Source organism: Microbacterium sp. NPDC055665, assembly GCF_053618035.1.
Genome location: NZ_JBSHGY010000001.1, coordinates 52,205 through 61,972 on the forward strand (window position 1 = coordinate 52,205; position 9,768 = coordinate 61,972).

9 protein-coding genes are annotated in these 9,768 nt (G+C 68.9%); 4 read left to right on the forward strand and 5 right to left on the reverse strand.

Annotated features, from left to right (window positions below):
• Window positions 1-3: 3 nt before the first annotated feature.
• The 3 genes from ACWGO6_RS00260 to ACWGO6_RS00270 all read right to left on the reverse strand — a co-directional run bounded on the left by ACWGO6_RS00260 (window position 4) and on the right by ACWGO6_RS00270 (window position 2,822).
• Window positions 4-1,347 (reverse strand): cryptochrome/photolyase family protein, encoded by a 1,344-nt coding sequence (locus tag ACWGO6_RS00260; protein ID WP_452325546.1) that lies wholly within the window; start codon window positions 1,345-1,347, stop codon window positions 4-6.
• Between the two features lie 48 nt (window positions 1,348-1,395).
• Complete coding sequence (locus ACWGO6_RS00265; protein ID WP_452325547.1) at window positions 1,396-1,809, reverse strand: DoxX family protein; 414 nt, start codon at window positions 1,807-1,809, stop codon at window positions 1,396-1,398.
• 62 nt (window positions 1,810-1,871) lie between these two features.
• Window positions 1,872-2,822 (reverse strand): alpha/beta hydrolase, encoded by a 951-nt coding sequence (locus ACWGO6_RS00270; RefSeq protein ID WP_136043989.1) that lies wholly within the window; start codon window positions 2,820-2,822, stop codon window positions 1,872-1,874.
• A gap of 162 nt (window positions 2,823-2,984) precedes the next feature.
• Here ACWGO6_RS00270 and ACWGO6_RS00275 point away from each other — a divergent pair, with 162 nt between their 5' ends.
• From ACWGO6_RS00275 to ACWGO6_RS00290, 4 genes are all read left to right on the forward strand, one after another.
• On the forward strand, window positions 2,985-4,145 hold the full coding sequence (locus ACWGO6_RS00275) for a sensor histidine kinase (RefSeq protein WP_452325548.1): 1,161 nt from the start codon (window positions 2,985-2,987) through the stop codon (window positions 4,143-4,145).
• Entirely contained in the window at window positions 4,142-4,807 is a 666-nt protein-coding gene (locus ACWGO6_RS00280; RefSeq protein WP_452325549.1) for a response regulator transcription factor, read from the forward strand. The genes ACWGO6_RS00275 and ACWGO6_RS00280 overlap by 4 nt, the downstream gene beginning before the upstream one ends.
• A gap of 161 nt (window positions 4,808-4,968) precedes the next feature.
• Window positions 4,969-6,915 (forward strand): threonine--tRNA ligase, encoded by a 1,947-nt coding sequence (thrS, locus tag ACWGO6_RS00285; RefSeq protein WP_452326096.1) that lies wholly within the window; start codon window positions 4,969-4,971, stop codon window positions 6,913-6,915.
• A 27-nt stretch (window positions 6,916-6,942) separates the two neighbouring features.
• Window positions 6,943-7,494, forward strand: a complete 552-nt coding sequence (locus tag ACWGO6_RS00290) for an HIT family protein (protein ID WP_136043985.1) — start codon at window positions 6,943-6,945, stop codon at window positions 7,492-7,494.
• A gap of 1 nt (window position 7,495) precedes the next feature.
• Here the strand turns inward: ACWGO6_RS00290 and pdxY are convergent, their stop codons facing one another.
• On the reverse strand, window positions 7,496-8,347 hold the full coding sequence (gene pdxY / locus ACWGO6_RS00295; protein ID WP_452325550.1) for a pyridoxal kinase PdxY: 852 nt from the start codon (window positions 8,345-8,347) through the stop codon (window positions 7,496-7,498).
• A gap of 46 nt (window positions 8,348-8,393) precedes the next feature.
• Entirely contained in the window at window positions 8,394-9,701 is a 1,308-nt protein-coding gene (locus ACWGO6_RS00300) for an aminotransferase class I/II-fold pyridoxal phosphate-dependent enzyme (RefSeq protein WP_452325551.1), read from the reverse strand.
• Between the last annotated feature and the right edge of the window lie 67 nt (window positions 9,702-9,768).

Consider the following 9,768-nt stretch of genomic DNA (forward strand, 5'->3'; position numbering starts at 1 on the left):
GCGCTACGGCCGAGGAGCCCGCTTGACCACGTCGTACGCGGCGAGCGCCGCCTTGCGCGTCTCACCCAGGTCGACGATCGGTTCGGTCGGCGCTTCCGAGGCCCAGTGCGAGATGTAGAGCCCCTGCGGGTCGAACTTCTTCGCTTGGAGCTCGGGGTTGAACACTCGGAAGTAGGGCGCGGCGTCGGCACCTGAGCCCGCCACCCACTGCCAGTTGAAAGGGTTGTTGGCCTCGTCGGCGTCGACGAGCGTGTCCCAGAACCACTCTTCGCCGAGTCGCCAGTCGATGAGCAGGTTCTTGACGAGGAACGACGCCACGACCATCCGGACGCGGTTGTGCATATAACCCGTGTGCCAGAGCTCGCGCATCCCGGCATCCACCAACGGCACGCCCGTCTCGCCGTGCTGCCAGGCGTCCAGGTGCGAAGGATCGAGGGGCGGCCACGGGAAGGAGTCGAATTCACGACGGAGGTTCTTCGTCGCGAGATCGGGGGAGTGGTACAGCGTGTGCCAGGCGAACTCACGCCACCCGAGCTCGGAGAGGAAGCCACCGGCGCCGTCGACACCGACGGACTCGTGCCAGACGGTGAACGGGCTGATCTCTCCCCATCGCAGCCGCGGGGAGAGCTGCGAGGTCGCGCCGGCGGCGGGTTCGTCACGGGCACGGTCGTAGGCGGGGAGATCATTCTCGAGGAATTCCGCAAGCCGTCGTCGGGCGGCGGGTTCGCCGGGCTCCCACGTCTCGCGCAGTCCGCCGGCCCAATCCGGCCGGGTGGGCAGCAGGTCCCAGTCGTCGAGGGTATCGGATGCGGGAGCATGAGCCGGGCCGTCGACCGTTCGCGGCTCGGGAAGAGGCGTGCGCGGCGCCGGAAGGGCGAGGCACGCACGCCAGAACGGTGTGAAGACGGAATAGTGGGTCCCGCTGCCGGTCGTGACCGTCCAGGGCTCGTGCAGGAGTGACGCCGCGAAGGAGGAGACGTCGATTCCCTCGGCTCGCAGCGCGGCCTTGAGCCCGGCATCCACCGACCGTTCGGGGCCACCGTACCGGCGATTCCAGAAGACGGCTCCGGCATCGATCTCGTCGGCCAGATCAGAAACGAGGCGTTCCGCCGGGCCGCGGCGCAGCACCAGGGAACCTCCGCGATCGTGAAGCCTCCCCTCGAGGGACTCCAGCGAATGATGCAGCCACCATCGTGCGGCGCCACCGAGCGCGCGGAATCCCGGCGACTCCTCGTCGAGCACGAAGAGCGCGACGATCGGCTCACCGCGATCGATCGCGGCGCGCAGGGCGGGGTTGTCCGCCAGGCGCAGATCGTCTCGGAACCAGACGAGCGAGGGGGAGGCCATGGCCCTATTCTGGCTGACCCGGGCCGTCCCTTCGGGAGACAGACCCGATCAACGTCGCCGCATACGGCGAGAGTTCCCTCTCTCGTCGTCCGTGGCCCACAGCGCCCACACGACGAGCAGGGGCTGCAGGAAGAGACGACCGAACCGCCGGGCGTCGGTGTCGAGCCCAGGAGTCGAACGCCGCGTGCGCCACTGGTACACGTTGCCGGGGAAGACCGCGGCGAAGAACGCGGCGGTCGCCCATCCGATCCTGCGCCGTTCTCGAGGGAGCGCGACGAGTCCTGCGGCGAGCGCGACCTCCGCCGCCCCCGAGGCGATCACGATCGCGTCCTTGTCGAGCCGCATGAACCGGGTAGCCCAGTCGGGGACCACGACGCGGAAGCCGCGGGTGCTCACGAAGTGTGTGACGCCGATGGCGCCGAGGGCGACGGCGAGGATCCAGCGCGCGACTGCTCTGCTCATCCGCTCACGCTACAGGTGCCCTCGGAAGCGCGATGCCTCCGAGGGCACCGGCACTGAATCGGTCAATCGCCGGAGAAGTCCCGTGCCTCCTCCCAGGACCGGAAGCCGTCGGCGATCTCCGTGGAGTGCGTGTGGTGCAGATAGTGCTCGCCATCCAGCGGCACCACGGTTCCGTCCGCGACGGTCGCGGCCTGCTCGTCGTGGAGGGACAGCCATTCGGGTGTGGTCTCGTTCTCGGCCACCACGAAGAGGAGGAGGGGCAGATCCTGCGGGAACGTCGAGCCGATCGCGTCAGCGAAGTTGGTCCGGATGTGGGACATCTCGTCCAAGTAGGTCGGACCCAGGGAGTTGCGGTTGGTCAGGAGCATCATCTGCTCGCGCGCCTCCGCTGAGGAGGGGGACTCCCCGTCGTCGGTGCCGCCGAACGCGGTGAGCAACCGGACGAGGCCGAGGTTCTTCGCCGCTCCCATGAGGCCGGTGGGGAACACCGTGTCCACGTGGGGCTGGCCCGGGACACTGGTATCGATGCCGACGAACGCCCGCACCTCGTCGGGATACCGGTGCGCGAACTCGATGCCGTAGATTCCGGCGATCGAGTGCCCCATGAGCACGTAGCTGTCGATGTCCAGGCTCCGTAGCGCCTCGTGCACCTCCGAGACGATGTTCTCCGTGGTTCGCGACCGATCGGTCCCGTCGCTCAGTCCGTATCCGAAGGGCTCCACCACGACCACGCGATGGTCGGCTGCGAGATCGTCGACCAGCGGTTCGAAGTCGATGACGGGGGAGGGCGTGCCGAACCCGGGCAACAACACGATGGTCTCCGGCCCGTCGCCCGAGATCGCCACATTCATGTCGTGCCCATCGACACTCACCGTCTCGCCGTACGGTTCGATGCGATCGGCTTCGACACCACTCGCCACAGCGTTGACGATCGTCGTGGTGGCCAATCCCACCGCGATCACGGCGCCGATCGCCGTCACGGTGATGAGCGCTCTCTTTGCGACCTTCTTCATGGACACCTCTCCCGGTCGCGCGGTGCGACCCGGTTCCAGCGTTCCTCGTCGGGTCCGCCGGCGCGTCCCCCCGACGCAGACATCCGCGTACCGCATCCGCGGTATGCGGATCTCGTCCTCGTGGGGGACTCGTGGCCCGGAGAACCGCGAAATACTGGAGGGATGCCGGTGCCTGGAGCTCGTGGGATCGCGGCCGCGCTGCGGAGTGTCATCATCTTCGCCGTGGTCGTCATCTTCGCCGTCCTGCCGTTCCCTGCCGAGGACTTCCGGGCCACCGGGTGGCTGCTGGTCCCCGCGCTGCTGCCAGCCGCGGCGGTGCTGGTCCGTCGTCGCGTGCCGTTCGTGGCTCTCGGGGCGAGCCTGGTCTGCGCGGTCGTGCTCGCGTTCGCCGGGGTCGTATCGCCCAGCGCGCTCCTGGCGGCCGCCTTCAGCTGCTACGCGCTCGTCGATCTGCGCGGACGACTGGTGGGAGTGGTCGGAGTCCTCGCCGCGGCGGTGGTCGCGTTCCTCTCGAACGGCCTCGCCATGGGCGGCGACCTCTTCGACTCCGCCGCGCTCCAGTTCGTCCTGTCACTCCTGCTCGCCGGTGCGCTGGGCGATGCCGCGCGCTCGCGTCGGGAGTTCGTCGCGGTCATGACGGAGCGGGCCGAGCGTGCCGAGCAGAGCCGCGACGACGAGGCGCGGCGCCGGGTGATGGAGGAGCGGGTGCGGATCGCACGGGATCTGCACGATGTCGTCGCGCACCAGATCTCGGTGATCAGCCTCAACGCAGGGGTGGCGTCGTCCGCATTGGAGAGCAGGCCCGAACGCGCCCGGGAAGCGCTCACGACGATCCGCAGCGCTTCGCGCACGGTGCTCGCCGACATCGGCGGGCTCATGTCGCTGCTGCGCGCGGACGACGTGGATGACCCCTTCGATCTCCGTCCGCAGCATGGGCTCGCCGACCTCGGCGCCCTGGTCGAGCGGTTCGAGGATGTCGGTCTCCGCATCGACCTGCGACGCGAGGACGACACCGTGGCGATGTCCCCGGCGAGCGACCACGTCGCGTATCTGGTCGTGCAGGAAGGGCTGACGAATGCGCACAAGCACGGAGCGGAGGGGCGAGTCGTGGTGACGGTGCGCGCGGTCGATGATGCGCTCGCTCTGACGGTCGCGAATCCGCTGGACCCGAGCGTCGTCCCGCCATCGTCGAGCGGGCACGGGCTCCGTGGGCTCCGCGAACGGGTCTCCGCCGTCCGGGGCGACGTGGCCGTGGAGAGCACGGGCGACGAATTCGTCCTCTCCGTGCACCTCCCCACGAACGGACGGAGGGTCCGCGGATGATCTCTGTCCTCGTAGTCGACGACCAGCCGCTGGTCCGCCAGGCGGTGCGGGACATCCTCACAGACGGGGACCTGCACGTGGTCGGCGAGGCCGCCACCGGGCGCGCAGCGGTCGCGTCCGCCGCCGAACTCGTCCCGGATGTGGTGCTGATGGACATCCGGATGCCGGACCTGGACGGGATCGCCGCTACCGAGCTCATCTGCGCCGCGCGACCGGAGGGGAAGCCCCGGGTGCTGATCCTCACGACGTTCGAGGAAGACGACTACGTGGTCGCCGCCCTCCGCGCGGGCGCGAGCGGCTTCATCGGCAAGGGCGCGGAACCGGACGACATCGTCCGCGCGGTGCGCACGATCGACGCGGGAGAGTCGCTGCTGTCGGCCACGGCGACGCGCACGCTCATCGAACGTTCGGTGCGCGGAGCCACACCATCGACGCCGGGCGCGCACGCGGAGGTGCTCGCCCGGTTGACGGCCCGCGAGCGCGAGGTGCTGGTGCTGGTCGCCGGAGGCCGGACGAATCAGGAGATCGCGTCGGCGCTCACCATCTCGCCGCACACCGCGAAGACGCACGCGAACCGCATCATGTCGAAGGCGGATGCGCGCGACCGTGCCCAGCTGGTGATCCTCGCGTACGAGTCCGGAATCGTCGTCCCCGGAGGCTGATGGCCCTCCTCCGGCGCATCTTCGATGGGGCGTGCGCGGCGGTCAACACCGCGTGCTCATACGAGTAACCTGGACACCGACCCAGATGGAGAGTTTCTGTGCCTGAAAACGCCCGGCCGCACGATGGCTTCGCCCTGTTCACTGACCGAAACGTCGTCGCGATGCGCGTCAACGGCGATCTCAAGGATCTCGCCACGACCGTGACAGACGCCGACGAGGTCGAGCCGGTCACGATCGACAGTGCGGACGGGCTGAGCATCCTCCGCCACTCCGCGGCCCACGTGCTGGCGCAGGCGGTGCAGCGCATCAACCCGCAGGCGAACCTCGGCATCGGCCCGCCCATCACCGATGGGTTCTACTACGACTTCGGCGTGGAGACGCCGTTCACGCCCGAGGACATCAAGGCCATCACCAAGGAGATGCAGCGCATCGTTCGCGAGGGGCAGCGCTTCGTGCGCCGCGTCGTGACCGACGACGAGGCGCGCGCCGAACTCGCGAACGAGCCGTTCAAACTCGAGCTCATCGGTCTCAAGGGCCCTTCGGCAGGCTCAGGGACCCAGGTGGGCAAGGTCGAGGGCGCCTCCGTCGAGGTCGGCGAGGGCGAGCTGACGATCTACGACAACACCACGCGTGACGGCGAGGTGGTCTGGAAGGACCTCTGCCGCGGGCCGCACCTGCCCAACACGCGCATGATCGGCAACGGCTGGGACCTGACCCGCATCGCGGCCGCCTACTGGCGCGGCAGCGAGAAGAACCCGCAGCTGCAGCGCATCTACGGCACGGCCTGGCCGACCAAGGACGAGCTGCGCGCGTACCAGCACCGTCTGGAGGAGGCAGCCAAGCGCGACCACCGTCGCCTGGGCAAGGAACTCGACCTGTTCTCGTTCCCCGAGGAGATCGGCTCCGGCCTCTCGGTCTGGCACCCGCGCGGCGGCGTGATCCGCGGCGAGATGGAGCAGCACGCTCGCAAGCGCCACATCGAGGGCGGCTACACCTACGTGTACACGCCGCACATCTCGAAGGAAGATCTCTTCCTCACGTCGAACCACCTCGTGACGTACAAGGAGGGCATGTTCCCGCCGATCGTCATGGACGAGGAGCGCGACGACGAGGGCAACATCACCAAGCAGGGCCAGGACTACTACCTGAAGCCCATGAACTGCCCGATGCACATCCTCATCTACAAGGAGCGTGCGCGGAGCTACCGTGACCTGCCGCTGCGGTTCGCCGAGAACGGCACGGTCTACCGCAATGAGCTCTCCGGCGCCCTGCACGGTCTCACCCGCGTGCGCGGCTTCACTCAGGACGACTCGCACCTGTTCGTCACGCCCGACCAGCTCGAGGCCGAGGTCGCCAAGGTCCTCGAGTTCATCCTGTCGATGCTGCGCGACTTCGGTCTGACCGACTTCGAGCTCGAGCTCTCGATGAAGGACGACGAGAAGTCGAAGTGGATCGGCTCCGATGAGTTCTGGGAGTCGTCGACCGATGCGCTGCGTCGCGTGGCCGTCGCCTCCGGCCTCAAGCTGACCGAGGTCCCCGGAGAGGCCGCCTTCTACGGCCCGAAGATCGACCTCAAGACGCGCGATGCGATCGGCCGCACCTGGCAGCTCTCGACCGTGCAGGTCGACCCGAACCTGCCCGAGCGTTTCGACCTCGAGTTCATGGACAAGGACGGGCAGAAGAAGCGCCCGATCATGATCCACCGCGCACTCTTCGGCTCGATCGAGCGGTTCTTCGCGATCCTGCTCGAGCACTACGCCGGTGACTTCCCGGTGTGGCTGTCTCCCGTGCAGGTCGTGGGCATCCCGGTCGCCGACGACTTCGCCGACTACCTGGGCGACGTCATCGACACGCTGCGCTCCCAGGGCGTGCGCGCCGAGCTCGACACCTCGGACGATCGGATGCAGAAGAAGATCCGCACCCACACGACCGGCAAGGTGCCGCTGCTGCTGATCGCGGGGGAGCAGGACCGTGCCGCGGGCACCGTCTCGTTCCGCTACCGCGACGGTGCTCAGGAGAACGGCGTCCCGATCGCGGACGCCGTGGCCCGCATCCGCGCCGCCATCGACTCCCACGCCCTCGTGCAGACAGCAGGGGACCTGGCGTGACCCTTCGACACGCTCAGGGACCCAGCGATGGCTGAGCTGGAGGATGCCGGACGCCTGGCGGGTGTGCCGGACGAGTTCCAGCGGCTGTGGACCCCGCACCGGATGGCGTACATCCAGGCGGGGCCGGAGCCGCTGCGCGAGGAGTGCCCGTTCTGCGAGGCGCCGAAGTTCCCCGACGAGGAGCGGCTCGTCGTGGCGCGGGGCGAGACGGCCTACGTGCTGTTGAACCTGTTCCCGTACAACTCCGGGCACCTGCTCGTGTGCCCGTATCGGCACATCGCCACCTACGACCAGGCGACGCCCGAGGAGGTGGCCGAGATCGGTGCCCTCACGCAGACGGCGATGCGGGTGCTGCGGGAGGTGTCACGCTGCGACGGCTTCAACCTGGGCATGAACCAGGGCGCGGTGGCAGGGGCCGGCGTCGACGCCCACCTGCATCAGCACGTGGTGCCGCGGTGGACGTCGGACGCCAACTTCTTCCCCATCATCGCGAAGACCAAGGCGCTCCCGCAGCTCCTCGGCGAGGTGCGGGAGGCCGTGGCGAACGCCTGGCCGACGTCGGAGTCCGCTGCGGAGTAGGTCAGCGCACCTGGCGGGCAGTGAACTGCATCTGCGGGTTCGCGTAGAACTCCTGCGCCTCGACGAGCTGCAGTTCGCGCTCACCGGACTCGAGAGTGGCCTTCAGCAGGTCGTAGACGCTGGATGCCGTGCGCTCCAGGGCGACCTTCGCGCTGCCGGTCTCGACGTAGTGCGCCGTGAACAGCGCGGCCGTCACGTCGCCGGAGCCGTTCGCCTTCATCGGCAGGTGCGGGGTCTGCACCAGCCAGGCGCCCTGCGCGTCGGCGGCGAGCATCTCGATGGTGCCCTCTTCGCGGTCGGGCCGCTCGACGCTCGTCACCAGCACGGTGCGCGGGCCCATCGCGTGGGCGAGGTCGACGGAGGCGAGTGTGGACTCGAGCGTGTCCGGCTCGGTGCCGGTGAGGAAGCCGAGCTCGAACTGGTTCGGCGTGATGATGTCCGCGACCGGGACGACGCGCTCACGCAGCAGCACCGGGATCGCCGGAGCCACGAAGCACCCCGACTTGGCGTTGCCCATGACCGGATCGCATGCGTAGACGGCGTTCGGGTTGGCGGCTTTCACGCGGGCGACCGCGTCGATGATCACGTCGCCGATGCCTTCGCCGCCCTGGTATCCGCTGAGGATCGCGTCGATCTGGCCGAAGACGCCGCGCTCCTCGATGCCGGAGATCACCTCGCGGACGTCGTCGGGAGCGATCAGCGGGCCGCGCCAGGATCCGTAACCGGTGTGGTTGGAGAAGTTCACGGTGTAGACCGGGAGCACCTCGACTCCGATGCGCTGCAGGGGGAACACCGCGGCGGAGTTGCCGACGTGCCCGTAGGCGACGGCTGACTGGATGGAGAGGATCTTCATTCTCCGGCTCTTTCGTTCAGGGCAGGCTGGTGCCCGCGAGGGGTGGTCATCGTCCGGCGGCGACGAGGTCGGCGACGAGGGTCGCGGCATCGTCGTCGGACAGGTCGTGCACGGTCAGGCGAAGGTGGTGCGACGGTTCTGCGCGGTCGTCGAGCGCGAAGTCGTCGCCGGTGCGGGCCAGCCATCCTCTGCGCATCAGCCGATCGGCGACGAGGCGCGCGGGCTGGGGCAGCTCGACCCAGAGGCTCATGCCGTCGGATGCGGTCGCGTCGATCCCACCGGCGCGCAGCCGCTCGGCGAAGGCGGCATTCCGCTCCGCGTAGTGGGCGGCCGCTGCGGCGACCTCGCTCATCACGGCGTCGTCGGTCAGCTGGGTCAGTGCGAGACGCTGCAGCAGGTGGCTCACCCACGTGGTGCCGGGGCTCAGACGCATCGCGAGCCGATCGGCTGTCTCCGCATCGGTCGCCGCGATCGCGAGGCACATGTCGGGTCCGAGGAACTTCGACACGGAGCGCACGAGGGCGAAGCGGCGGTGGCTCGGACCGATGAGCGACTCGTACGGGCGCTGCGAGAGCATCGAGAAGTGGTCGTCCTCGATGATCAGGACGTAGGGGTGGTCGGCGAGCACGGCCCGCAGCTCTGCGGCTCGCGACGCGGTGAGGCTCGCTCCGGTGGGGTTCTGCGCGCGGGGTGTGCAGATGATCGCCCGGACTCCGGCGTCCAGTGCAGCCCGCAACCCGTCGACCGTCATTCCCTCGGAATCCACAGGCACCGGGACGGCGCGATATCCACCGAGGCGGACGGTGTGGATGCTCGCCAGGAAGCACGGGTCCTCGAGGGCCACGGCGTCGTCACGCATGAGTGCCTGAGCGAGCAGGCGCTCCACGGCGTCGACGGCCCCGCTCGTGATCGTGATCCGGAAGTCGACGTCGCCCAGGTCGGCGGAGATCCACTGCCTGGCCCATTCCTCGAGCCCGCGATCGATCACGGGCTCGCCGTAGAGGACGGGGCGCGAGGCGATGGTCATCAGTGCCGGCGCAGGATCGGGGATGAGCCGGGGGTCAGGGTTGCCGGTGCCGATGTCGCGGAGCACGGTGTCAGGGGCATACCCCTCCTGTGCGACGGCTTCGAGGCCCGCGACCACGGTGCCTGCGCGCCCGCGCGAGACCACCAGGCCGGCTTGCGCGAGCTGACGGTACGCGGCCACAGCGGTGTTGCGATTCACGCCGAGGGTGGCGGCCAGCTCGCGCACCGGGGGCAGGAGGCTCCCCGGCTGCAGGGAGCCACGGTCGCGCAGCGAGCGCACGCTGTCGGCGATCTCCGACGCGGTGGTGCCTGTGATCTGGTCGCTCATGATCCTCCTCAGCGATTCTAGGTCGAATCGGACAGTGCTACGTTTGATCTAGATCAAACCCGACTTC

Excerpts from the sequence above, each read along its gene's own strand:
- ACWGO6_RS00260 (WP_452325546.1), bottom strand. The coding sequence starts at position 1,347 with ATGGCCTCCCCCTCGCTCGTCTGGTTCCGAGACGATCTGCGCCTGGCG.
- ACWGO6_RS00265 (WP_452325547.1), bottom strand. The coding sequence starts at position 1,809 with ATGAGCAGAGCAGTCGCGCGCTGGATCCTCGCCGTCGCCCTCGGCGCC.
- ACWGO6_RS00270 (WP_136043989.1), bottom strand. The coding sequence starts at position 2,822 with ATGAAGAAGGTCGCAAAGAGAGCGCTCATCACCGTGACGGCGATCGGC.
- ACWGO6_RS00275 (WP_452325548.1), top strand. The coding sequence starts at position 2,985 with ATGCCGGTGCCTGGAGCTCGTGGGATCGCGGCCGCGCTGCGGAGTGTC.
- ACWGO6_RS00280 (WP_452325549.1), top strand. The coding sequence starts at position 4,142 with ATGATCTCTGTCCTCGTAGTCGACGACCAGCCGCTGGTCCGCCAGGCG.
- thrS (WP_452326096.1), top strand. The coding sequence starts at position 4,969 with ATGCGCGTCAACGGCGATCTCAAGGATCTCGCCACGACCGTGACAGAC.
- ACWGO6_RS00290 (WP_136043985.1), top strand. The coding sequence starts at position 6,943 with ATGGCTGAGCTGGAGGATGCCGGACGCCTGGCGGGTGTGCCGGACGAG.
- pdxY (WP_452325550.1), bottom strand. The coding sequence starts at position 8,347 with ATGAAGATCCTCTCCATCCAGTCAGCCGTCGCCTACGGGCACGTCGGC.
- ACWGO6_RS00300 (WP_452325551.1), bottom strand. The coding sequence starts at position 9,701 with ATGAGCGACCAGATCACAGGCACCACCGCGTCGGAGATCGCCGACAGC.